Here is a 25389-nt window from a genome sequence, read left to right as displayed (position 1 = left end):
TAATAACGGCGATTTTGCTATTAGGCTCATCGGCAATATTTTCCAGCAAATGGTCTTTGACGCGACATTGCCAAGGGTTTTGCTGATGGCTGTGGACCAAATATAACAGCGGCTGGGCCTGAGTATGTTGCACATACCACAGAATACTAATGTATTCTTAAAAAACATGGAGAAATGCGGCAGTATGTCATAGCATTAGCCCGCTGCTAAATGACAGCGAAAGCCACGTTTCCGGCAATTTCACTAACCGTTAAAGTACCCAATCAGATGCCCAAGTTTCCAGACTTTCATTTTCACCCGGGGACCCAACTAAGACTACGTCTTAGTTCTAACTATTTTACCACTCATCCGGATTATCTGGTGTTACTGGCATTGTCAGCGCTGGTGGGGGCAATTGCAGGTTTAATTGTGTCCATGTTTGAAATTGCCATTCATTTTATGACGGATTACCGCATCCATTATTTTGATTATTTAGGATTGCCAGCCTGGATTACCGCAATTTTAGTCATTCTTGCCGGTGCTGTTATTTCCGCCTTAGGTTTCTGGATGACAGCGCGTATTGCACCAGAAACGTCAGGCAGTGGTATTCCTCATGTTGAGGGCGCCTTAGACGGATTGCATGATATCCGTTGGTGGCGAGTGTTACCGGTTAAATTCATTGCCGGGGTTTGCACTATCAGTTCTGGCATGGTGTTAGGACGCGAAGGCCCTTCCGTGCAGATCGGTGGGGCGGTAGGGCGCATGTGTGCTGAAGCGGCTAAACGTTTTCAGTACGCACCCCATGTGTTGACGGCATCCGGTGCGGCGGCTGGTCTGGCGGCGGCGTTTAATGCGCCGTTGGCAGGCATATTATTTATCGTGGAAGAGATGCGACCACAGTTTCGCTACAACTTCACTTCGTTTAAATGCATCACTCTGGCAACACTTACCGCAACCATTGTATTACGATACTTCCGCGGTCAAGAAGCGGTGATGGATATTCCCACCTTTAAGGTACCGCCTCTGGCCTCCCTATGGTTATTTTTAGCCCTGGGGATCATCTTCGGTATCGTCGGCATCTACTTTAACCGTTGGATTTTAAAGGCCACCGCAGCGTTTAAGCGCTATCACAATAACCGGTTGTTGAAAGTAACGATTACCGGGGCACTATTTGGTGGTGTGTTTGCGTTCTTCCAGTTATATGTGCCTGATATGGCAGGTGGGGGGATTGCGCTGATCACCACTTTTGTGCGGGAACCGATGGCCTGGGTGGTTCTGGTGATTCTATTTGGTCTCCGAGTGCTGGCCACCATTGGCTGTTTTGCGTCGGCTGCACCGGGTGGTGTATTTGCCCCTATGCTGGCATTGGGCACCTTGCTAGGGCTGGCTTATGGCATTATTGCAGCGGGTTTGTTCCCTGATTTAGTTGCTGAACCAGGTGTGTATGCCGTGGCTGGCATGGGCGCGTTGTTTGCCGCGACGGTGCGCGCACCGGTAACGGGAATTGTGTTGGTGGTTGAAATGACGGATAACTACCAGTTGATCCTGCCATTATTGGCAACTTGTCTGGGCGCGACCTTCATCGCGCAAGCACTTGGCGGCAGTCCACTGTATTCTGCGCTGTTACAACAATCATTGGCGGCTAAGGCTGCAGAAGTTAATGGCGCGGAAGCCAATGCGTCAACTAATGCGGCAGCTGTTGACGCTGCGATTCCTACCGAAGGCGCTAGTGTGTCACCCGCCAGTACTGATACCGAGGCCAGCGCAGAAGCCCAGGATAAACCTTCGCCATCAGTTTAACCGTGGTCAGATTTCAGGTTAACGGCTGGCGATGCTGAACGAAACTTGACGATTGTGCGTCATGTGCTCGCCAGCAAGGTGTTAAGTCCGTAGAATCCAACATTTGTGTCCATAGCTGGCTATGGTGCCTTATTTATACATTGCTTCCGGTGGCGTCGCCGGTGCCTGTGTATCTTCCCACTAACAATTGCATAAAGGGGCAGTAAGATAATGGCAAACTATCACCGTTGGTTACTGCGTTTGCAGTTACTGGAACGTAGTATCAGGCCTTCATCTCTGTATCTGCTGGGATTGTTGCTGGTAGCGTTTGCTGTCGGTGCGCTGTCACTGTCATTGTGGCAAGACAACAGTCCCACATCGAATAAATCTAATGTTAAGAAGATCAATCAATTAACGTCAGAATTGAATAGCCAGTCACAAATATTGGCGAGCCGTAATCTTGAATTACAGTTGGCAAAGGAGTCCAATAAAGAGATGCAGGAGATGTTCGCCAAGCAACATCAAAAGCAGCAGGATCTTGAACGGGAATTGGCCTTTTACCGCAGTATTATGGCGCCCGAAAACAACGTTGATGGCGTCGCTATTAATGGTATTGAGTTGCAACCCGGGCACAAAAAACGGAGTTATCGTTTGCGGATAGTGCTCACCCAGTTGCAGAAACGAAAACAATCGCTGACTGGTCGCGCTGAGGTCTCTTTGCAAGGACTGAAGTCGGGCAAAGAAAACGAGATCCAACTTGAGTCTTTGATTGGTAAAGACAAATTGGGTTTCAGTTTCAAATATTTTCAAGTGCTAGAAGTCGAATTTGTCCTGCCGGAAGCGTTTGAACTGCAGCGACTCTCTGCCAAAGTTATTGTTCCGGCAAGTCGATGGAGCAAAGGTGGCGAGACCGAACAAAGTTACAGTGTGCCGGAATTACTGACCGGAGAAAAAGACTCCGGGATAATACTTGAACAAGAAAGTCAGGTATTAGATAATCCGCCACAGCAATCAGATGTAAGAGGTAGTAATGACTGAACAAGCTGAATCAGTGATGCCCATTCGTTTTACCGATGCGGCCGCTGCAAAAGTCAAAGCTTTGCTGGAAGAAGAACAAAACAGTGCACTTAAACTGCGAGTTTATGTGACTGGTGGCGGCTGTTCAGGATTTCAGTATGGCTTCACCTTCGATGAAAAGGTTAACGATGGTGATTTGACAGTAGAGAAACAAGGGGTGCAGCTGGTGGTTGACCCAATGAGCCTGCAATATTTAGTTGGTGGTGAAGTGGATTATACTTCCGGTCTGGAAGGTTCTCGTTTCTTTGTGAAGAATCCCAATGCCAAGACCACCTGTGGCTGCGGTGCCAGTTTTTCCGTGTAACGCTAAAGCTGCATAACAAAAAACCGCCGAATTAGGCGGTTTTTTGTTAACTATTCATAGCATTAAGCATCACTGCATAATGTTGAAATTAATATTCCGCTCAAAAACAGCGCCAACTTTAGGTGTGAATACGACCCAAAGTTGCAGCATGGTCAGCAAAATCAACACGGCGATAATCGACCATCCAGGGATGTTGGCCAGGTAAGGCCATATCCGTGATTGCTGAAGTTGTTGCAGCAGTTGCGGATTTAAATCTAGGACATAAGGCAATAAACTGCTGCTAACCAGTCCGAAAATGGCATATCCCCTTAACAGCCATAGCCCAGCCTTGTGGCGTGCCATGATGGCCATCAACATCATTATCGTCAGCATCGCGAACATTACGGCAAAACCACCGATGAAACAGGTTAATGACAGCAGAGCATATACCAGCATCAGCAACAACAAGCGTTTTGGAAAGGGGGATTTTGTTGTTGCAGTCATCGTCAATGCCTCAGTGAGACTTTTTGGGTGACAGACTGTTGTCGAAGTCGTAAGGCGATACCACCACGCCTAAATCATCTACTTGCGGGAATACCGCAACCAACAGCTCATCATCTGCCATGCCGGGTGTCCAGCGATCCTGCCAATCCTGCAAACTAACCGCTAATGGCTGACAATCTGCCCAATCTTCCTGCGCCCATTCTCTGGCTGCATCTTCACTGGGCCATACCGGAATGCAGTCTTCATCGTCGGTGGTGAGCATCACACAGCCAGTATCATCATGCAGTACCCACAGCTCTTTTTGCTCGCGGACCTGCTCAATCATGTAATCAAAGCGTTTTTCGGGTGACATCTTTTGCTGCTTTTTAGTCGGAGATTCAGCGTTCACTGCATCGATTCCTGTCAACGGTTGAAGCGGCGCATGCTACCACCGCACATGTGGATGATAAAGCCTTTCGCGCGATTATTTCGCTGGAAATCTGGCACCCAGCACCGCTTCACGAGTCGCGCCGGTGACTGCTGGCAAGTTAGCTGGCAAGTTTTCCACATGGCGTAAAGCTAACCACGCGAAAGCAATACCTTCAACCCACTTGGGATCAACCCCCAGCGCATCCGTAGTCAATAACTGATGATGTGGCATCAATGCGGCTAAACGCTGCATCAATGTATCGTTAAGCGCACCGCCGCCACAGACATACACCTCACCAGTGCTACAGAGCTTTTGAATATCATTAGCGATACTGTAACAACTGAGGTCCAACAAGGTTGACTGAATATCTTCTTCACTTAACTGGCCAAATTCTGAAAGTTGTTGTTCAAGCCACGCCTGATTAAACAGTTCACGCCCGGTACTCTTCGGATACGCCTGTGAAAAGTAAGGATGTGATAGCAACTGTTGCAGTAGCCCTTGATGCGTCTTACCACTGGCGGCCCACAAACCGTGCTGGTCGAAGGGTTCTTGCTTGACCTGTTGGATCCAGGCGTCAATCAGTGTATTACCGGGGCCGGTATCAAACCCCAGGACTTGGTGACTGTCACCGGGTAGATATGTCACATTACCAATACCTCCGATGTTCAGGATCACCCGCGTCACTCCTGGTTTGGCGAAAATTTGCTGATGAAAAGCGGGAACTAGCGGTGCCCCCTGTCCCCCCAAGGCAATATCTTTACGGCGAAAATCGGCAATGACATCGATGCCAGTTTCAACGGCGATGGTATTAGGGTCACCAATCTGCAGGGTAAAACCGACTTCCAGATTGGGCATGTGCCGTACTGTCTGTCCATGACTGCCGATTGCAATAATATCTTCAGGTGCCACCTGTGCCTTAGACAACAGTTGATTGACTGCCTCGGCAAAAATTTTACCCACGGTGCGGTCAAGCCGGCCAAGCCGATTAATTTCATCGTTGCCTGGCTGACATAGCCGCTGCAGCCCTTTGTACAAATGCTCTGGATAAGCCTCGGTATGATGCGCCACCAGTCGAGGTTTTTGTGCTGAAAAGTCCACAAGTGCGGCATCCACGCCATCCATACTGGTACCGGACATCAGTCCGATATAATAAGCGGTTTTCATATCCATTCTTTCCATTATTGCTTAGCAATTCTGACTTGCTGATTCTGTGCGAGTTTTGCCATCAACTGATGACTGAGCGCGGTAAAGGCGGCTTTCTCTTTCGATGCAATTGGCAGTGCTTTTGGCAGGTCTACCGTTCTGGGATTACGGTGTACTCCATTGACGATAAATTCGTAATGCAGATGTGCGCCGGTGACGCGACCGGTCCGCCCCAGAGTGCCGATAATCTGGCCTTGTTTCACCGTATCACCACGTTTGACCTTACGCTTGTTAAGGTGCAGATATTTCGTAGTGTAGGTTTCGTTGTGTTTAATAAACACATAGTTACCGTTGTATTGGTTGTAACTGGCTTCAATTACTTTACCATCGCCGGCCGCCTTGATAGGTGTGCCGATGGCAGCAACATAGTCAACCCCGCGGTGTGGCCTCACTAGTCCGGTCACAGGGTGGAGACGCTTAGGATTGAAATTAGAGCTGACATATTTAAAGTCTACTGGTGAGCGTAAGAAGGCTTTGTGCATGCTATGGCCATCAGCCGAATAGTAATTGCCGTCGGTATACCGTACCGCCGTATAATGCTGTCCTTGGTTGATAAATTCTGCTGCTAAGATATTACCGTTACGGAGAAATTCGCCGTCGGCATATTCCTGCTCATAAATGAGCGCAAAGCTGTCTCCTTCACGAATATCCAATGCAAAATCGACGTCCCAGCCAAAAATAGTCGCGAGTTGCATAATTTGGGCGGGGGTTAATCCGGCATCTATACCGGCATTCCAAAAATTGCTTTTTATCTCAGCGCGTGCAAACTGCTGTCGATTTTCAACGTCCTTATCGATAACCGTCGCCTGGTAACCATCGCCGTGTTGCTTAATAAGCAGGGTTGAGATGGCGTCGATTTGGTAACGCAACTGCTGCAGTGAGCCATCGGCATTCTTCCCAATAACAATCTCTTCCCCGGGCATAATTTTTATCAGGTTTTTTTTCGCCAGCGGGAGCTGCGTAATATCGTAAACCTCTCTGGCCGTTAGCTGCGCCCGGCTGAAGACCGCCGCCAGCGTATCGCCTTTTTTAATATCGAAATGTTCCAGCTCCGCCATAGTATCAGGCTGCACATCTGACTGCGGTTCAAGCGATTGCTGGGTTTCTTCGGTAATTTCCGAGGTGATGGCTTCGGCGGCCGCTTCAGATTCTTCCACGGCGCCGCTTTCCGAACTTTCCACTGTGTTCGGTGCTTCTGGGGTGCGGAATGCTAACGGTACATCGTAACGAACATTGGCGGTGGCTGGTGGTGTCTGTCGAAAAGCAGAGGCCTCTTCAGTCGGAAAAATCAGAATAATGAAGGCGACAAGAGAGAGAATACCGAGCAAAATCTGGTGCTTTTTCGGTAGTAATCTGAAGAGCGTAATAATTTTTGCCATTGACCCCGGTACCAAATCGTAAAACTTGGGCATTGCCCGTCAGTTTACACACTTTAAATTAGGCTGGCTAACAAGTAACATAAGTCTCTTTGATTTTGTAGAGCCTCGGGAGTTGTTGGCAAAATGGCTGATTTAGCGCAGGTATTGGCGGAGATTAAACGCGGTACAGAGGAAATCCTGCTGGAATCTGATCTGGTGGAGAAACTGAAAGAAGGACGTCCGCTAAGAATTAAACTGGGCGCCGACCCAACTGCACCGGATATTCATCTGGGGCATACAGTGATCCTGAATAAGCTGCGCACTTTCCAGGAGTTCGGTCACGAGGTGATATTTTTAATCGGGGATTTCACCGGCATGGTGGGTGACCCAACCGGTAAAAATAGCACTCGTCCGCCATTAACGCATGCGCAGGTGATGGCGAATGCCGAGAGCTATAAAGAGCAGGTCTACAAGATTCTCGATCCTGAGAAAACGCGCATTGAATTCAACTCCACTTGGCTGGAGAAATTAGGAGCTGCCGGCATGATCCGTCTGGCGGCGCGGCAGACAGTTGCCCGCATGATGGAACGTGATGACTTTAAAAAGCGTTATGCATCCGGCCAGTCAATCGCCATTCATGAATTTATGTACCCGTTATTACAGGGGTATGATTCCGTGGAGCTGAAAGCGGATATCGAACTCGGGGGTACCGATCAGAAGTTTAACCTGCTGATGGGGCGGGAATTGCAGAAAGCCGAAGGGCAGAAGCCACAGGCTGTGATCATGATGCCATTGTTGGAAGGTTTGGATGGCGTTAAGAAAATGTCCAAATCTGCAGGCAATTATATTGGTGTCAGTGAAGCGCCAGACGAGATGTTTGGTAAGCTGATGTCCATTTCCGATGAACTGATGTGGCGCTATTTTGAGTTACTGTCATTCCGTCCATTGGGCGAGATTGAACAGTTTAAAGTCGACGTTGCCAATGGCGCCAACCCGCGTGATATTAAAATTCTGCTGGCAAAAGAGATCATTACGCGTTTTCATGATGAGCAAGCAGCTGAAGCAGCACACCAGGCCTTTATTGATCGGTTCCAGAAAGGGGCTTTGCCCGAGGATATCGACGAAATTACCCTGAGCGCGGGCGCCGAGGGCATTGCCATCGCTAATTTGCTGAAAGATGCCGGATTAGTAGCGTCGACGTCAGAAGCGCTGCGTATGCTCAAACAGGGCGCGGTGAAAATGGATGGCGAGCGAGTGGATGACGGCAAGCTGCATTTTAATGCTGGCGTCACTGCCATATTCCAGGTGGGTAAGCGTAAATTTGCTAAGGTCACCGTGGCCTAAAGGGCGCTGGTGAATTAAAAAAGGGCCTGATGGCCCTTTTTTATTGCAGCTTGTTGTCAGCTGTGTGGGCCGTTATGTTGCAATGATTGGTGCTAAAGAAATTGTCTTCACTGCAACGCCAGCTTAAGCGGGCTTTTTCTAACGCCCAGTGGCCCTTTTTCTTGCCCAACGCCAAAATTAGCAGCATCTGCGGGTGGCCGGATTGGGATGGCCTTACACTATAGGTGATCACTTTACCTTGATATTCCTTTGCGGTGACCAGTTCAAACCCGGTTCCTGAATATTGCTGACTGATCTGCTGTGGGTCATGGCTCCAGCTCGCTTGCTGTTGCTGCGCTATGGCGAGGGACTTATTGAAATGACTAACCGGCTGTGCGGCATAGGACAGCACTAACGGCGGTTCTGGCAGTGCTGGGTTAGCGACAGACTTAATCGTCGCCACCGCCGTATGACAATACAACAGTAACAGCGCTACAGAGCTAATGGCTGAAACACATCTCATGAACACCTCATCCATCCTAATTTAAACCGAGAGCGCTTTCACTTCTCTCTTGTATGGGACAGCATTGGGTTGCGTGAGTTCCAAGGATTGTGGTCAAACGGTTATTGCGCCGACAGCTGGTCTGCCATGGTTTGGTAATCAATAAAGTCTTGGTGTTTGGTTACCCGATGGTTCAGTAGGTCCAGATTCAGCGTGGTAACACCTGGGATAGCGATATCAATAATTTTTCCGGGTTTACCAAATTGCTCTCCAGGGCCTTTGAAGTGGTAGTTACCAATCATCACAACCAATGAACCAGAGTTAAACATGTGTTCAATGTTAAATTCGTACTCCAGCACACCCCGGTGAGCACGTTCCAGAAAGTCAATGATATGTCGGCTTCCGGTATATGAACGGCCAGCCGTGACATCCACAAAGACACTATCGCGGTTATAAAAAGTCGCCAGCTTTTGGTAATCATGGTTGGTATAAGCGTCGATATAGCTCATCGCCATCTGTTGTTCTGGCGGCATTTCGCCAGTATCTGCCAACAGCGGGGAACATATCAGAACTAATATCAACAACAGATAACGCAAACTATAAGTCTCTTTCCGGAAAAATATTGACGCAAGAAGCGGCTCACTCAATGCCGCCGCAGATAGTGTCGTCCGGACTGTAGAAAAATACCATTGGCAGAAAATTCCGGAGAGCTCTGGCATAATGCCTCTTGCTCCTGAGTGAATCAACCCTCTGTCGGCAGGGAAATGTAAGCAACCGTCTATACGCGGGAAAATCGTAAAATGATGGGTTAACGATCATCCATTTGTTTCAGATGAATGTTGAGCGCATCCACTGAAATACGGATTTCAATCACTGATAGGATCAGTGAATACAACAATAACAAGAGGCTGGCACCAAAGATCAGCGAGCCAGATTTATTAAAGCCCAAATAAATCATAATCATGCACAGTACACACAGGGCAAAGCTGGATACGCCCGCTTCCTGCATGCGTTTAATGATGACAATCCGACGTCGCAGATTTTTCAGCTGTTCACTGGCGATCGGTTTATCCGCAGCACTCAGACTGCGGATCAGTGCTGCCAGCGAGAAAAAACGATTAGTATAGGCCAGTAATAACAGCGAGATGGCGGGAAATAACAACGCTGGTGTCGTAAGCGAAATAGACATCTGTTCCAACATAACCTCTCCCTGAATTTTTGATGCCAGTTAGCACATTATAAAAAGCTTTTAGTGTGTGTGGAACCAGCGTAAGCCAATCCATATCACCGGTATAGCCGTTAACAGAATTATCCAAAAAGCTATGGCGGCTTTGACCAGCACAGTCGCTCGGCGAATATCTGTTGCGGTCGGTAAATTGCCATAAGTGAGCTTGCTACTGCTCACTTTTACGCCGTTATACTTCTGTGGGCCACCTAATTCGATGTGTAGCATGGCAGCTACCATGGCACACAGTTGCTGATAACTGCGCAAGTCTTGATGATGACTAATCTTATGCGTTGTAAATAACCAGTTTATGCCGCCACTTAGTGACAGTGAAAATCGCCACAGTAATAGCGGAACCCAAAACAGTAGCTGATTGCTCCAGCTCAACGCACGGCTGAAATAATGATATCGCGGGTTTTGTGGCCACCAGATCTGTTGCAACTGCCATAACATTGCAAACAACAAAGTTACTGGTGCGCCAAATAACAGATAGGTCGTGAGGCTAGCGAGTAATCGGTATCCTGGGACGGTGACCAATGCTTCAATCGTCGCTTTGGCGATCCCGGTTTCAGACAGCTCGGCCGTGTCTCTGGCAACCCAATCTGACAATAAACTGCGCGCACTGGATTTGTCGCCGTTTTGTAATGCGGTGGTGATGTCACCTGCTGCTCGCAGAATGTGTAAATCTTGCAAACACAAATAGAGGAGCAGCATTTCAAAAAACCAGGGATATTCCGCGAGGTAAAGTAGCAGTGAGCTGATCACCCAGAAGGGTAATACCAGTAACAATAACGACAATACCCCAGCCAGTGCCTGCTGGCTGGAGGCCCGTTCGGTATGCAGAACTTTAGCTGCCAGCGATTTTGCCAGTTCACCCAGCCAGCGCAGTGGCTGTAACGGTGCAGGCAGTGGCAGATATTTCACCGCCACTAACGGCAAAAGCACGGTGGCGAAATACTGCAGCAGCTGCCCGTCCTGACTCACTAACTTATCAACGAAAGATGCCAGCATAAGTTCATAGTTGCTGCAGCATGCCGATAACCATTAGGGCAGAATGCTTGCCGGCTTTTATCAGATATGTATCAAAATCCACCGGAGAATCGTTATTAGCATTGTCAGACAGTGAACGGATCACCACAAAAGGGACGTTAAACTGATGACATACCTGCGCAACAGCGGCTCCTTCCATTTCACAGGCTGCCATTTGCGGAAAATGACGACGCATCACAGCGGTCCGTTCAGGATCGCAGATAAAACTATCACCGGTGCAGATTAAGCCTTCCATCGCTTTAACTGTTCCCAGCCCGCTAATCGCGGCTTTGGCGGCAGTGATCAGTTTTGCATCGGCGGTAAATGCTGCCGGCTGTTGCGCCATCTGGCCAATTTCATAACCGAATGCGGTAACATCCACATCGTGATAGCGCAGTTCACTCGAAATGACGATATCGCCAATGTCCAGGTTGTCTACGAAACCCCCGGCGGAACCCGTATTGATCACTGCATCAACGGCAAATTTTTCAATCAGTAAACTGGTCGCCATTGCTGCCGCCACTTTGCCAATTCCTGAGCGGGTGATCACAACCTCTTTTCCCGCCAGTTGGCCGCTAACAAACTCTACCGCGCCGATAGTGAGCGAATGTGCATTGCTCAGTTCCGTAATGAGGTGAGCAACTTCCGGCTCCATGGCGCCGATGATCCCGATTTTCATGGATAACCCTTTATCAATTCAGTAAAAAAACGGCTCAATATACCATAGTGAATTTCATCGCCACAAAAAAATGCGCATCGCGGAAAACCGTGATGCGCAACAGGACAGGAAGTATCCTTAGCGCTAATCGAAAAAGTTAAGAATACCGCGGGCAGCGTCACGACCTTCGGCAATCGCAGTGACTACCAGATCTGAGCCGCGCACCATATCGCCACCGGCAAACACTTTTGGATTACTGGTCTGAAATGGTGTGTCGCTTTCTTTGGGTGCCTTTACTCGCTGCCAGTCATCGACCTCTATGCCATAGTCCGCGAACCAACTGGCAGGACTTGGCTGGAAACCAAAGGCGATGATAACGGCATCGGCTTCCAGTAACTGCTCGCTTCCAGGAATCGGTTCTGGACGACGACGGCCACTGGCATCCGCTTCACCCATACGGGTTTCTACACATTCAATGCCGACAACTTTTCCCGCGACAGTCTTGATTGCTGTGGGCTGGCGGTTGAACAGGAACTCAACGCCTTCTTCGCGGGCATTTTTGACTTCACGGCGTGAACCGGGCATGTTGGCTTCGTCTCGACGATATGCACAAATCACCGACTCGGCACCTTGACGCACGGCAGTACGTACGCAGTCCATGGCGGTATCACCACCACCTAGCACTACCACCTTTTGCCCCTTGAGGCTGACGTATGACTGCTGTGCATCTTTCTCACCTAACAACTCTTTGGTGTTGGCAATAAGATAGGGCAGTGCCTGGATAACCCCTTGCGCATCTTCACCGGGAAGACCAGCCTTCATGGCGGTGTAGGTTCCCATCCCCAAGAATACTGCATCGTACTCATCCAGCAATGCGCTAAATGCTACATCTTTGCCGATTTCAGTACCAAGACGGAATTCAATGCCCATGCCTTCCATCACCTGGCGGCGGGTTGCCATAACAGATTTATCCAGTTTAAAGGCGGGAATGCCATAGGTCAGCAAGCCACCAATCTGCTGGTAACGATCGTAAACGACCGCTTTTACACCGTTGCGTGCCAGAATATCAGCACAGCCAAGTCCGGCCGGGCCAGCACCAATAATCGCGACGCGCTCTTTACGCGGCACGACTTTGCTCATATCGGGTTTCCAGCCCTGGGCCAGCGCGGTATCGGTAATATATTTTTCGACATTACCTATGGTCACTGCGCCATATTCTGCATTCAAGGTACATGAACCTTCACACAGCCGGTCCTGAGGACATACCCGGCCGCAGACTTCCGGCAGGGTATTGGTTTCATGGACCAGATCGGCAGCATCCATAATCCGTCCCTGTTTAGCGAGGCTTAACCAGTTAGGAATATAGTTATGCAGTGGACAGCGCCATTCACAATAAGGGTTGCCGCAGTCCAGACAACGGTCAGCCTGCTGGTTAACCTGTTGCTGAGTGAACGGCTGATAAATCTCAATAAACTGTGTCTTACGCAGCTCCACTGGCTGCTTGTCGGGATCGACACGGTCTACTTCAATAAACTGAAAATTATTACTCATTAACTCATTACCCCGCTTTTACAGCCAGTTCAGGGCTTGGTGTCTGTGTCTTTAGCAGATCCGCCGCTGCAATATTTTTCGGTTTCACCAGCACAAAACAATCGAGCCAGTTTTCAAAGTCATGCAGGATGGCTTTGGCGTGGTCACTGCCTGTTTCGGCAACATGCTCTTCAATCAGGCCTTTGAGATGTTGCTGGTGGATGGGGGAATCGACCTTCAGCAGTTCGACCATCTCTTTGTTTACGCGCCGACTGAAACGGCCAAATTGGTCAAATACATAGGCGAAGCCACCGGTCATCCCAGCCCCGAAGTTCACGCCGGTAGTCCCCAGCACGACGACAATACCGCCGGTCATATATTCGCAACCGTTGTCACCCACACCTTCAACCACCGCCAGCGCGCCGGAGTTACGCACGGCGAATCGTTCGCCAGCTCGGCCTGCAGCATAGAGCTTGCCACCAGTAGCACCATAGAGACAGGTGTTACCAATAATAGCACTGCGTTCAGATTTGAACGGACTGCCATGCGGCGGATAGATACTCAGTTTGCCGCCGGACATACCTTTACCAACGTAGTCGTTGGCATCACCGCACAGAGACAGTTCCAGCCCCGGACTGTTCCATACACCAAAACTCTGACCGGCACTGCCGTTAAAACGTACCTTGATTGGCTGCGGACACCCCTTCAGCCCCCATTTACTGGCAATATAGCCTGATAATGCGGCACCCACAGAACGGTCAGTGTTATTGATAGTAAAGCAGGCATCAAAACCTTCGCCTTCATCGACCAATTCACCACATTTAGACAGCAGTTCTTGGTTCAATACCCCTTTATCAGCAGGTTCATTCAGTTCCTGCCAGGTGAGAGAAGTTGAACTTCTGACTTCAGGACGGTACAAAATCGGTGACAGGTCTAGACCTTGCTGTTTGTCGGTTTCACCCGGCAACAGTTTCAGCCATTCAGTATGGCCAACCAGTTCCTCAAAACGAGAAACCCCCAGTTTAGCCATCCATTCACGGACTTCTTCTGCCACAAACTGGAAGTAGGTCATTACCCGTTCAGGCAAACCGTGGAAGTGCTTTTCACGCAGCTTCGGATCCTGAGTTGCCACCCCAGTCGCACAGTTATTCAAATGACAAATACGCAGGTAACGACAACCGAGCGCAATCATCGGCACCGTACCAAAACCGAAGCTTTCCGCACCTAACAGTGCTGCTTTGATAACATCGGCCCCGGTCTTCAAACCGCCATCCACTTGCAAGCGGATTTTATGGCGCAGACCATTTTGCACCAGCGACTGATGTACTTCAGACAATCCCAGTTCCCAGGGACTTCCGGCATATTTCACCGAGGTCAATGGACTGGCGCCGGTGCCGCCGTCATAGCCGGCTACAGTAATCATGTCGGCATAAGCTTTGGCTACCCCGGTAGCAATAGTGCCGATGCCTGGTTCAGAAACCAGTTTTACCGAGATCATCGCTTTGGGATTGATCTGTTTCAGGTCAAAAATCAACTGCGCCAAATCTTCGATAGAGTAGATATCGTGATGTGGTGGTGGCGAAATCAATGTTACACCGGGACGAGAGTATCGCAGCGTGGCGATTTCCACGCTGACTTTATGGCCTGGTAATTGGCCCCCTTCACCGGGTTTAGCACCTTGTGCCACCTTAATCTGCAACACATCAGCATTAATCAGGTAGTGCGCAGTCACCCCAAAACGGCCTGAGGCAATCTGTTTAATCGCGGAGTTACGCTCGGTGTTAAATCGGCGTGGGTCTTCACCACCCTCACCAGAGTTAGAGCGACCGCCCAAGCGGTTCATCGCAATCGCCAGTGCCTCATGAGCTTCTGGACTCAGCGCCCCGATACTCATGGCGGCAGTGTCAAAGCGTGGATAAAGATTTTTATCCGGCTCCACATCGCCGATAGCAATGGCCTGGCGGTCACTACTGATCTGCATCAGATCGCGGAAGGTTGTTACCGGGCGTTCATCTACCAACTTAGCGAACTGCTTATATTTTGCATAATCCTGATGATTCAGTGCATTTTGCAAAGTATTGACTACGTCGGGGTTAAAGGCGTGGTATTCGCCTCCTTCGACATATTTCAGCAGACCACCCTGAGCCACAGGCTGATGCGGCCTGAAGGCGGCTTGTGTGCGTTGTTTGACATCCGCTTCAATACCGACAAAGCCTACGCCCTGAATGCGGCTGACAACGCCCTTAAAGCATTGTTCGATGACTTCATCTGCAAGACCAACCGCCTCAAACAGTTGACTACAACGATAGGAGGCAATGGTGGAAATCCCCATTTTGGAGATGATTTTCCGCAAACCTTTTTCAATGCCATAGCGGTAGTTCAGCATGGCACTGATGACATCTTCTTGTTGATGCTGCTTGGCTAACTGAGCGACTGCTTCATACACCAAATATGGATAGATCGCGGTGGCACCAAAGCCCAATAACACTGCAAAATGATGAGGGTCTCGAGCACTGCCGGTTTCCACAATGATATTGGTATCGCAGCGAAGGCTTTTGGCTACCAGCATCTGTTGTACCGAGCCCACCGCCATTACCATCGGGATTATCAACCTTTCTTTGCTGATATTGCGGTCAGACAACACCACTAATGTGGTGCCGCTGCGTGCCAGCTTTTCAGCTTCGTCAGTAATGCGCTTGATTGCCTGGTGTAAGCCTTCTTCTGGCTCATAAGACAGATCGATAATATTGGCGCGATAGTAAGTGCTGTCGAGCGCAAGTAACTGATGGAAATCGCTATAGAGTAGAACTGGTGAGTTAAACATCACGCGATAGGCGTGACCAGTCGTCTCATTAAACAGGTTTTGCTCTTTACCGATACAGGTGGCCAATGACATGACGTGCTTTTCACGCAATGGATCGATTGGTGGATTGGTTACCTGGGCAAATTTCTGACGGAAATAGTCATACATGGTGCGCTGTTTACGTGACAGCACGGCCATTGGGGTGTCGTCACCCATGGAGCCGATAGCTTCTTCACCCTTACTGGCCAATACCCAGATGACCTGTTCCATCTCTTCACGGGTATAGCCAAACATCTTCTGATATTTGAGCAGGGTGGCTTCATCAAGTTCACTGACGCCCATTTGCGCTACCGGTAACTCATCGGCAGGGACCAGCGTGCGGCTGTTCTTCGCCATCCATTCTTTATACGGATGACGTCGCTTAAGGTCATTATCAATTTCAAATGACTGATACAAGCGACCTTGAACGGTATCCAGTACCAGTAACTCGCCTGGGCCCACACGGCCTTTTTCGACCACTTCGTCCGGTGCGTAATCCCAAATGCCGACTTCAGATGCGAGGGTGATAATACGGTCTTTAGTAATGACGTAACGGGAAGGACGCAAACCATTCCGGTCTACCGCGCAAGCGGCATGCCGTCCATCGGTCATTACAATACCCGCTGGGCCGTCCCAGGGTTCCATATGCATAGAGTTAAAGTCGTAAAACGCTTTAAGCTCATCATCCATTTCCGGGTTACTTTGCCAGGCTGGTGGGATCAACAAACGCATAGCACGATATAGATCCATGCCGCCAGCCAATAGCATCTCCAGCATGTTATCCAGAGATGACGAATCAGAACCGGTTTCGTTTACGAATGGTGCAGCTTGTTGTAAATCGGGCAGCAGTGGTGAATTGAATTTGTATGCACGGGCTCTGGCCCATTGGCGGTTTCCAGTAATGGTATTGATTTCACCATTATGTGCCAGGAAACGAAACGGCTGTGCCAGTGGCCATTTGGGGGATGTGTTAGTTGAAAAACGCTGATGAAACAGACAGATGGAGCTCTGCAACCGCATATCAGCCAGATCGGAATAAAATTCCGGCAAATCTGCTGGCATCATCAAGCCTTTGTAGACGATCACTTTACCGGACAGACTGGCGACATAAAAATCTTTGTCATCTATCAACTGTTGCTCAAGACGACGGCGCGCCATATACAGACGGCGCTCGACGTCTTCAATGCGCCAACCTACTGGAGCATTCACCAGTACCTGCCATATTTGCGGCATACTGGCTTTGCCGATTTCACCTAAAATATCGCCATTGACGGGGACTTTACGCCATCCTGCAATACTGAGGGTTTCTTTTTCTAATTCTTTCTCGGTCAGGTATTTGGCAGTTGCAGCCTGCTCTTCATTCTGACTAAGAAATAACATACCAACAGCAAATTTTCGACTCAAGTGCCAGCCTGCTTCTGCGGCAATTGCCTCAAAAAAACTGACTGGCATTTGCATCAGCAAACCACAACCATCGCCGGTGCGCCCATCAGCGGCGATTCCTCCTCGGTGTTTCATGCGGTCAAGACCGTGAATAGCCGTTCGCACGATGCGATGGCTGGCTTCGCCATCCATTTGTGCAATCAAGCCGAACCCACAGTTTTCCCGTTCGAAACTGGGATGATACAAACTCATACAAACCCCCAACTAAACGTCCACATACTGCTCTATAGCCACAAATTTCTATAGATATGCACCCGAACGAACCAAATTATCCTGAGACTCTTCAAAGGTCAAACCAAAAAATTGCATATATTGAATTAAAATAACCGGATCATATAAAGAATTTTTAATCATATTCCGTTAACGTTAACTGTGTTTTTAAAGCTATAACATTATGAATAAATGGAAATTTATAAAGTTATTAAAATTTATGACACGTAATTTTAACACGTAATAATAGCGAAATTCTCATACCGAATGCTTATTTTTTATACTAAAAAAAATTAATTAAATAATCATTTAGCGTGACTAACTATGCAAGTGTGCGTGTTGATTACTTAAATGTCGACCACTATTTCAGTAAAGTTTGATATAGGGCAATCTCACTTGCAGGGTGAGTTGCTAAACTTTCGCCTTTCTCACTGGCACCGCATTCACTCATGGGCTTAGACGATTTTGTTACAACGTTCTCGACGTATTGCAAACAACAGTTTGGTGAACGGGTACAAAAACTGACACTTGATGCCAGTTTTACCTGCCCCAATCGCGATGGCACTTTGGGGACCGGTGGTTGTACTTTTTGTAACGTCACTTCGTTTAGTTATGCGCTTGACAGCGGTCAATCTATCGCCACTCAATTAACTGAAGGTAAACAGCGGTTACGTGCCAAAGCCTCTAAGTTTTTAGCTTATTTCCAAGCATATACCAGTACCTATGAAGAATACGCCATACTGCAGCAACGATATGATGAAGCGTTAAACTCTGCGGATTTGGTTGGTCTGTGTGTCGGGAGCCGGCCGGATTGTCTTCCAGACAATGTGCTTGATTTATTGGCGACATATCAACAGCAAGGGCGAGAAGTGTGGCTGGAATTGGGGTTACAGAGCGCTCACGATACCACCTTGAAACGTATTAACCGGGGGCATGATTTTGCTGCATATGTGGATGCGGTAACGCGAGCGCGCCAGCGTGGCTTGAAAGTGTGTACCCACTTAATTCTTGGTTTACCTGGTGAAAATATCGCAATGCACCTTGAGACGTTGCAGAAAGTATTAGCTGAGGGGGTCGATGGTTTGAAACTGCATCCTTTGCATATTGTTGATGGCAGCATCATGGCGCGGGCCTGGCAAGCGGGGCGATTGTTGCCGCCGACAATTGAACAATATGCGGCAAGTGCTGGTGAACTTATCCGACATACACCTAAAAATGTGGTATTTCACCGTGTCACTGCGTATGCCAAACCGCCTGATTTATTGGCGCCGCAATGGTGCTCGAGTCGGTGGAAAGGATTGATTGCCATTGTGGATAATCTGGCAAACTTCGGTGGACAAGGCGCGGCATTATCTTGATTTTTAAATTCATTAGCAGATTTTGTCAGAATTTTGTTAACGGTACGCCAAAGCATCGCTATTGGCAGTAATTAGGTTGCACCCAGCATTTTACTGGGTATGATGTGGTAAATTTTAGCTCTAAAGGAGTGCCTTCATGGTTAACCCAGATTTGGACTCAGTACTGGATCTCAATACACTCGAACAATACTGTAGTGCCATTGGTGCCGGTACACTGCTGAAAAGCGTCGTGCTGTTTGAACAGCTGCTGCCAGAATATCTGAATAATCTGAAACAGGCCTCCGCTGCTGCTGATAAAGAACAGCTTTGTTCTGAAGCCCACAAATTTAAAGGCGCTGCCGGTTCTGTCGGCCTGAAACGCGTGCATCATTATGCACAGTTATTACAACACGGCGAAGATCCCGAATGGGATGGTCAGCATGCCGCTTGGCTTGAAGCTGTTATGACTTATGTTGATGCAGACTTACAGCAGTTGAAGTCGTTTTTAGAAGCGAAAGCATAGACTGCCGCTATTCACCGCTGATTGGTATTTGAGTTTTTCAGTGAGACCAATCAGCTTTTCACCCCTCCGGAACCTGCCTTAATCTGATATTCCGTTTCATTGTGATTATCTTTAGCTAAGCTAAGCTAAGCTAAGCTAAGCGCCTAACCGCTGCCTGGTACTCACTTTATCCCCTTATCTGACATCCGCAGCACTACCTAAGCCATTATCCGTTATTACCATGAATGTTGTTCTATTGTGGTTATATAGTGATATCAATGTTACATTGCCATTGCGATATTTTGCCTAATAAGCTGGCAGTACTGTCGGTTAGCTGAAAATTATTGCGGTCATAAAAACCAAGATTTTTTCGCTGTTGGCGTTTTTCTGAGTCAGGGAGTGACGCTATTTAACATGCACCATTGGATGCACGTGCGTCTCAATGTGCAAATTTATAACTAAAATTCAATTGATTAAAATATCGATTGCCTTGTCTGTAAGGAAGTATTGTGGTTCAGACAGATGCGACATCTCTTATCCCTATTGTTTTAACGTTAGCGTTATCTTTAATTACCCGAAATGTCGTTATTGGATTGTTCGTCGGCGTATTGAGCGGCGTCTTTATGCTGAGTGGCTGGCAGCCGTTTGAGACCTTCGGGGTTATGGTTAAAGATTATCTGGTGCCCCAGTTAACCGATGGCTATAACGCAGGGGTGTTAGTGTTGCTGGTTTTTATCGGTGGCTTCGTAGCATTGATGGAGCAATCTGGCGGTGGTCATGCATTTGCGCAGAAGGTGACGCACTGGGTTAGTACTCGTTGCCGGGTGCAACTGGCGGCATGGTTTGGTGGTATCTGTATCTTTTTTTCCGACTTGGGTACGCCGTTGATTATCGGTCCGGTGTTTCGTCCCTTATTTGATAAACTGAATGTGTCGCGGCAGAAGTTAGCTTTTATTATTGATTCAACCGCTTCGCCAGTAGCCATTCTGATCCCGTTTATTGGTTGGGGGGTCTACATCATGGGGTTAATTCAAAAAGAATTATCGGCTCTAAACAGTGATGTCAGCGAATGGAGCGCTTTTGTTGGCGCCATTCCGTACCAATTTTATGCAATCCTCGCCATTGTTATCATTCCGCTGGTGGCTTTCAAGAAACTTGATTTTGGCCCGATGGCGCAAGCAGAAGCCGATGCCATGTTGGGAAAGCACATGGGCAACAGTGACCTGTCATTGCAGGCTTTTTCCCATCCTCAGGCTAGAGCCTCGTTTGTTTGGGCGCCGTTATTGGTCATGGGCTTGGTGATGGTGTCAATGCTGGCGCCATTGGGGTTCCCGTTCCGACAGGTATCAGGCTCCGTATTTCGGGCCGCGTTATCCAGTGCCTATTTTTTTGCGGCGATGACACTGATCATCTTGATGGCTTACCGCAAAGTGCGCCGTTTAAGTGATGGTATCGGCGTTTATCTTAAGGGCATGAACAATATGATGCAGATTGCCATCGTATTGATACTGGCCTGGACACTCAGCACCGTAGGTAAAGAATTAGGCACCGCTGCCTATATTGCGCAACAGGCGCAGGCGGGATTCCCCGCCTGGTTGTTGCCTGCGGCAGCATTTCTGTTTTCCGCGATTATTTCATTTGCCACTGGTTCATCGTGGGGGACGTTCGCCATTATGATGCCGTTGGTGATCCCAACCTCGGCGGCCATTGACGCACCATTATTAGTGTGTATTGGTTCGGTTCTGTCTGGTGGTTTATTTGGTGATCACTGTTCTCCCATATCAGAGACCACGATTTTTTCTTCTACGGGTTCTGGGTGTGATCAATTTGAGCATTTTCGTACACAACTGCCATATGCGCTGCTCAATGGCACTATTGCGCTGGTGAGTTTTATCGTTGCCGGTTTGCATGAGTCGCCGTGGATATTCGTCCTGGCCATTTTGGCGCAATTGGAGGCAGTATGGCTGTTGGCAAAGTTTTATCAGTACCGCTTTTCATTAGGGCTTATGGAAGATTAATGTTTCTAAAACGCAATGCCGAATGTAATTCTGTGGGGTTCTCTGTGTTATTTAATCGTTGAGTTGGTTGCCTTAGTGAGATGTAGCATCAATTCACCTGCTGCGTTGTAGCGGTTTTATGGTAAATTGGTCGGAAACATCCATTGGTGAAATGCGCGGTAATTGACTCGATGAAACCTTTACCAAGTCTTAAGAATCTCTATTATCTGGTGAATTTGCATCAAGAGCAGAATTTTAATCGAGCTGCCGGCATTTGCCATGTCAGCCAGTCAACATTATCCAGTGGTATCCAAAATTTAGAGGAGCAACTGGGGTATCAACTGATCGAGCGGGATCATAAATCCTTTATGTTCACCGCCATCGGTGAAGAAGTGGTACAGCGAGCGCTCAAAATTCTCACCGATGTGGATGATCTGGTAGAGTTGGTGAAGAACCAAGGCGAACCCATGACTGGGGAAATCCGGTTGGGGTGTATTCCAACCATTGCGCCGTTCTTGTTGAGTCGCCTAGTAAAACAATGCCAAGCAAGTTATCCGCAGTTGAGTTTGCTGCTTAAAGAGGATACTACCGAGCGTTTATTGGTATCGCTTGGCAAAGGAGAACTCGATTTACTGCTGTTGGCTTTACCTGCGGATGTTACCGGCTATCACAGCATGAAAGTGGGCATCGATCCCTTTAAGATGGTGATCCATAAAGACCTCGCCAATAATGTGCATGAGCCAGTGGATTATCAGGCATTACCTGATGAGAGCATCTTTTTACTGCAGAGTGAACACTGCATTACCGGTCACGCTATCAGTGCTTGTAAACTCGGCGATAGCCGTAAAGTAAATCCCTTTGCAGCCACCAGCCTACATACACTGGTGCAGATGGTGAACAGTAAACTGGGAACCACTTTCCTGCCACAAATGGCAATTGATGCTGGCATCCTTAAAGATACCGATTTAGTGGTGTTAAACCCGCCTGGCGACTCTCCTTTCAGAGATATCGGCTTAGTCTGGCGCCAGACTACCAGTCGTATCCGCACCTTCAGAACCCTTGGCTTAGAAGTACAAAAGCTGTTACAGCAGAAGATTGATGGATAGCGTGTAATTAACCCTGCTTAGGTTTTACGCCATAGACTTCAATGGAATGTTGTTTGCCTTTGAGTTTCACCGGACCAAGGTTGGTCAGTTGATACTCACTATGATTGTTTTCCAGACGCGCAACTAACGCGCCAGATAGCAACATTCGTTGTCCGAGCGGGTTACATTGGTCCTGCAGTCGTGCAAGTGTATTCAGTACGTCGCTGAAGAAGCTGATTTCCTGCTTTTGTACACCAACGACTGCCGCCACAACCTGCCCACAGTGTGCTGCTGCTTTAAATTTGGGCACAAATCCATACTGTTCTTCAAAATAGTGGCGTTGCCAGTTGAGTTGCTGACTGAATTCAAAATAGACATTCATGCAACGGTCATTGATGATACCCTGTGGCAGCGGCCAGTGGATCAACACTGCATCCCCCATATAGCGGTAGATTTCAGCATCGTTATTGGTGATAGTTTCTGACAGCAAGCTAAAGCAATCCTGGATCAAACGACTGAAACGGTAATCGCCCAGTGATTCAGCATGCGTGGTGGACGCCACCATATCTATGTACAAAAACAGGCGCTGTTCATAGCGGGGACGATGATAGTTACCCATCCCAATATTCAGCAGAATGCGCGGACCAACCAGCAATGCCATCTGCTCAATAAATGCCAAACCGACTCGTACAACCACCAGATAGATCATCAATGCCTGGAACGATGGGCTATACAGGATGTGCACTGTCAACATCTGCCGCAAAGTCGCTATGTGGTTTTCAATCGCCCACATGTTCAGATATTGCGTCATATACGCTAATGTCGTGGCACCAAGAAGAAGGAATAACCCTTTGAAAATAACGGAGAATATATAGGGTAGCCGGTTGATAGCACTGAAATCAGCAATCAGGTTAGACATCCAATGCAAACTGCCGAAGATGATGCCCATGTAAACAGCAAGCGTGGCCAGATCCCCTGAGCCAACTGCCCACTGGGGAAGCTCAGTCGATTGGGAATATCGGAAAAAGACGAAGGCCGACATAGCTCCGGTCCAGGCCAGAATGGCGAACAAGAGTTTCTTTGCCTGTACACGTGCTCTCACGGAATGGAACAGTTCCTACAATTTCATTGGCTTACTAAGAGGCGGTAGTTTATCGATATCAGCAGGGTGATGCCAGCGATAAATGTGATCCATATCAAATCAAACTCACATCTTTTGTGTGGTTAGCCAAAATATTGTCGCAGGATTTGACGGGTAAAACTGGTTTTAAGGTAAAACCCTCTGGGATTGGTCATCTGAATACTGCCATCTTCAGCAATGCTAGCAGTTAATGCGCGACTGTTGGCGGCCTTTGGGCGTAACTGCAGCACTTCACCATGGCGAGCCGTAATAGTGCTAACTTTACCGAGACTGATCAGTTCCATTATCTCTTCCCAGTCTTGTTGCAGCTGCCGCAATTGTTCATTGTCTGGCCGCCACAAAATTGGCATGCCTATGCGGCGTGTAGCTGGCGTTAGAGTACGTTCACCTTGAATGGGTATCCACAGCACCTGCTGCAGTTTGTGGTAAACCAGGCTTTGTTCCCAACGTAATCCGGTAATCTCCATTAGCGGGGCAACACAGACATACGTGGTTTCCATGGGCATACCGTTTTGGTCGACAGGAATGCTTTTGAGTTCGACACCCAGATGCAAAAAATCCTGCTGCGGCTTCGAGCCGGCATTAGCGCCTAATGCGATCTCCAATAACTGTCCCGGCCAACCTTTGTCACGACGAAGATTGGTGGGTGGTTGAATCCCGAATGACTGTGCTAATTGACCCAGCGATAAGCCAGCAAGGGCCTCTGCACGTTGTAGCAAGACGTCAATGGATTCTGGAGGGGATATTAAGGGATTCATAACTGGCAGTTTACCTTAATTCCAATGTTGTACAACGCCGAACAAAATCTGTTCAGTCATCTTCTGTACAAGATACTCAAGTGAGTAAATGTTTCTATTATTTTGAATTTCAATGAGTTTATTAAAGTTTAAAATAGGGTTAGTGCATTTGTACCAAATTACTCGCCGGATGTTCCATAGTTGCCAACAACTTTATCCACAATATTTCGGGATAAATCGTGTGATTGGGTGACATGAACAATTATTAGTCATAAATATGATTTAAATTATCATATTTTAATTATTAAAATCGATTAGATTTGAATGTTGTCGAGCGGTATTGCCAAGCAAAAATGGTAAAAATTGCGGTGGAGATTTTTTAAACATCAATAGCTATTTTTGCAAATACAAAAGTAGGATTGAGATAAAATATATATAAAACAATAGTTAACAGATATTTTGATGATGTTTTATGTAAGGCTCTGGATAGTTTATGGCAACTTTCCAACGTTTTCTCCCGGTTTCCAACAACCTTTTCCACAGATTTTGTGGATAGTGTGAATAACATCGGTTCAGCCAAATAATGGCGGCATATCGTCGCGTTAGATATCAAAAGCTGTACAACTGCTAATTGCTGCCGCGCAAGCTTTGTGAAACAATCGATGCATTGAAATTTATCGAGTTTTCGGAGTCCATGTGATTGACGGCGATGGCTTTCGCGCAAATGTGGGCATAATCATCTGTAATAAAATTGGGCAAGTCATGTGGGCCCGTCGTTTCGGTCAGCATTCGTGGCAGTTTCCACAGGGTGGGGTGGATGACGGTGAGTCGGCAGAAGAAGCCATGTTCCGCGAGTTATTCGAGGAAGTTGGGCTCAAGCCAGAACATGTGCAGATACTGACATCTACTCGTTCATGGCTCCGCTATCGGTTACCTAAGCGCCTAGTGCGTCAGGACAGCCAGCCCGTGTGTATCGGACAAAAGCAGAAATGGTTTTTGTTACAGTTGAAAAGCCAAGATAGCGCGGTAAATCTTAATTTATCCGGTCATCCGGAGTTTGATGACTGGCGCTGGGTGAGTTATTGGTACCCGGTAAGGCAAGTGGTTTCTTTTAAACGCGACGTATACCGCAAAGTAATGAAGGAGTTTGCTTCTACTGCGCTGGCGTTACAGCAGCAACGGGAGCCGTTTCGTCGGAAGGGTAGAAATCGACCGTCTCGCTGACAGGATTAACGT

22 protein-coding genes are annotated in these 25389 nt (G+C 48.0%); 9 read left to right on the top strand and 13 right to left on the bottom strand.

Annotation, left to right across the window (positions count from 1 at the left end):
- Positions 1-210: 210 nt before the first annotated feature.
- The 3 genes from clcA (at position 211) to erpA (ending at position 3139) form a co-directional block, all read left to right on the top strand.
- Positions 211-1779 (top strand): H(+)/Cl(-) exchange transporter ClcA, encoded by a 1569-nt coding sequence (gene clcA / locus PY479_RS05690; protein ID WP_275483157.1) that lies wholly within the window; start codon positions 211-213, stop codon positions 1777-1779.
- A 210-nt stretch (positions 1780-1989) separates the two neighbouring features.
- Positions 1990-2796 (top strand): DUF6776 family protein, encoded by an 807-nt coding sequence (locus tag PY479_RS05685; protein WP_212594023.1) that lies wholly within the window; start codon positions 1990-1992, stop codon positions 2794-2796.
- Entirely contained in the window at positions 2789-3139 is a 351-nt protein-coding gene (gene erpA, locus PY479_RS05680) for an iron-sulfur cluster insertion protein ErpA (RefSeq protein WP_212594022.1), read from the top strand. Before PY479_RS05685 ends, erpA begins: the two co-directional genes overlap by 8 nt.
- 69 nt (positions 3140-3208) lie before the next feature.
- Here erpA and PY479_RS05675 read toward each other — a convergent pair whose 3' ends face one another.
- The 4 genes from PY479_RS05675 to PY479_RS05660 all read right to left on the bottom strand — a co-directional run bounded on the left by PY479_RS05675 (position 3209) and on the right by PY479_RS05660 (position 6613).
- Entirely contained in the window at positions 3209-3622 is a 414-nt protein-coding gene (locus PY479_RS05675) for a hypothetical protein (RefSeq protein WP_212594021.1), read from the bottom strand.
- A gap of 10 nt (positions 3623-3632) precedes the next feature.
- Entirely contained in the window at positions 3633-3974 is a 342-nt protein-coding gene (locus PY479_RS05670) for a DUF2750 domain-containing protein (RefSeq protein WP_212596639.1), read from the bottom strand.
- 111 nt (positions 3975-4085) lie between these two features.
- Positions 4086-5195, bottom strand: coding sequence for an anhydro-N-acetylmuramic acid kinase (locus PY479_RS05665; RefSeq protein ID WP_212594020.1), 1110 nt, complete (start codon positions 5193-5195; stop codon positions 4086-4088).
- Between the two features lie 14 nt (positions 5196-5209).
- A complete protein-coding gene (locus tag PY479_RS05660; protein WP_275483156.1) occupies positions 5210-6613 on the bottom strand; it encodes a peptidoglycan DD-metalloendopeptidase family protein in 1404 nt (467 codons plus the stop codon).
- Positions 6614-6736: 123 nt separating this feature from the next.
- Between PY479_RS05660 and tyrS the strand changes: the two genes are divergently transcribed.
- On the top strand, positions 6737-7936 hold the full coding sequence (tyrS, locus tag PY479_RS05655; RefSeq protein WP_212594018.1) for a tyrosine--tRNA ligase: 1200 nt from the start codon (positions 6737-6739) through the stop codon (positions 7934-7936).
- Between the two features lie 40 nt (positions 7937-7976).
- On the opposite strand, the gene PY479_RS05650 is transcribed toward tyrS, so the two are convergent.
- The 7 genes from PY479_RS05650 to gltB all read right to left on the bottom strand — a co-directional run bounded on the left by PY479_RS05650 (position 7977) and on the right by gltB (position 17336).
- Entirely contained in the window at positions 7977-8438 is a 462-nt protein-coding gene (locus PY479_RS05650) for a hypothetical protein (RefSeq protein WP_275483155.1), read from the bottom strand.
- 101 nt (positions 8439-8539) lie between these two features.
- Complete coding sequence (locus tag PY479_RS05645) at positions 8540-8950, bottom strand: nuclear transport factor 2 family protein (protein ID WP_228730485.1); 411 nt, start codon at positions 8948-8950, stop codon at positions 8540-8542.
- Between the two features lie 275 nt (positions 8951-9225).
- The gene (locus PY479_RS05640; protein WP_212596638.1) at positions 9226-9606 is read right to left on the bottom strand and encodes a DUF2721 domain-containing protein; all 381 of its coding nucleotides are present in this window, start codon (positions 9604-9606) and stop codon (positions 9226-9228) included.
- 60 nt (positions 9607-9666) lie between these two features.
- Positions 9667-10653, bottom strand: a complete 987-nt coding sequence (locus tag PY479_RS05635) for a cobalamin biosynthesis protein (RefSeq protein ID WP_275483154.1) — start codon at positions 10651-10653, stop codon at positions 9667-9669.
- A gap of 4 nt (positions 10654-10657) precedes the next feature.
- Entirely contained in the window at positions 10658-11350 is a 693-nt protein-coding gene (locus PY479_RS05630) for a 5'-methylthioadenosine/adenosylhomocysteine nucleosidase (RefSeq protein ID WP_212594014.1), read from the bottom strand.
- 123 nt (positions 11351-11473) lie between these two features.
- Positions 11474-12880, bottom strand: coding sequence for an FAD-dependent oxidoreductase (locus PY479_RS05625; RefSeq protein WP_212594013.1), 1407 nt, complete (start codon positions 12878-12880; stop codon positions 11474-11476).
- Between the two features lie 7 nt (positions 12881-12887).
- The gene (gene gltB / locus PY479_RS05620; RefSeq protein WP_275483153.1) at positions 12888-17336 is read right to left on the bottom strand and encodes a glutamate synthase large subunit; all 4449 of its coding nucleotides are present in this window, start codon (positions 17334-17336) and stop codon (positions 12888-12890) included.
- A 467-nt stretch (positions 17337-17803) separates the two neighbouring features.
- On the opposite strand from gltB, the gene PY479_RS05615 reads away from it, so the two are divergent.
- From PY479_RS05615 to oxyR, 4 genes are all read left to right on the top strand, one after another.
- Positions 17804-18712, top strand: coding sequence for a TIGR01212 family radical SAM protein (locus PY479_RS05615; protein WP_275483152.1), 909 nt, complete (start codon positions 17804-17806; stop codon positions 18710-18712).
- A 136-nt stretch (positions 18713-18848) separates the two neighbouring features.
- Positions 18849-19214, top strand: a complete 366-nt coding sequence (locus PY479_RS05610) for an Hpt domain-containing protein (RefSeq protein WP_212594010.1) — start codon at positions 18849-18851, stop codon at positions 19212-19214.
- A gap of 488 nt (positions 19215-19702) precedes the next feature.
- The gene (locus tag PY479_RS05605) at positions 19703-21211 is read left to right on the top strand and encodes a Na+/H+ antiporter NhaC family protein (protein ID WP_275483151.1); all 1509 of its coding nucleotides are present in this window, start codon (positions 19703-19705) and stop codon (positions 21209-21211) included.
- 170 nt (positions 21212-21381) lie between these two features.
- The gene (oxyR, locus tag PY479_RS05600) at positions 21382-22296 is read left to right on the top strand and encodes a hydrogen peroxide-inducible genes activator (RefSeq protein WP_212594008.1); all 915 of its coding nucleotides are present in this window, start codon (positions 21382-21384) and stop codon (positions 22294-22296) included.
- A gap of 7 nt (positions 22297-22303) precedes the next feature.
- Here the strand turns inward: oxyR and PY479_RS05595 are convergent, their stop codons facing one another.
- Both PY479_RS05595 and mutH read right to left on the bottom strand, forming a co-directional pair.
- Positions 22304-23377 (bottom strand): adenylate/guanylate cyclase domain-containing protein, encoded by a 1074-nt coding sequence (locus PY479_RS05595; RefSeq protein WP_275483150.1) that lies wholly within the window; start codon positions 23375-23377, stop codon positions 22304-22306.
- A 122-nt stretch (positions 23378-23499) separates the two neighbouring features.
- Positions 23500-24174, bottom strand: a complete 675-nt coding sequence (gene mutH / locus PY479_RS05590; RefSeq protein ID WP_275483149.1) for a DNA mismatch repair endonuclease MutH — start codon at positions 24172-24174, stop codon at positions 23500-23502.
- Positions 24175-24849: 675 nt separating this feature from the next.
- On the opposite strand from mutH, the gene rppH reads away from it, so the two are divergent.
- Positions 24850-25377 (top strand): RNA pyrophosphohydrolase, encoded by a 528-nt coding sequence (rppH, locus tag PY479_RS05585; RefSeq protein WP_212594006.1) that lies wholly within the window; start codon positions 24850-24852, stop codon positions 25375-25377.
- Positions 25378-25389 lie beyond the last annotated feature (12 nt).

It is taken from the genome of Shewanella sp. A32, assembly GCF_029167175.1.
GTDB classification, from domain to species: domain Bacteria; phylum Pseudomonadota; class Gammaproteobacteria; order Enterobacterales; family Shewanellaceae; genus Shewanella; species Shewanella yunxiaonensis.
Note: the sequence above shows the minus strand (reverse complement) of the source record. Positions and strands in the feature narration are given on the sequence as shown.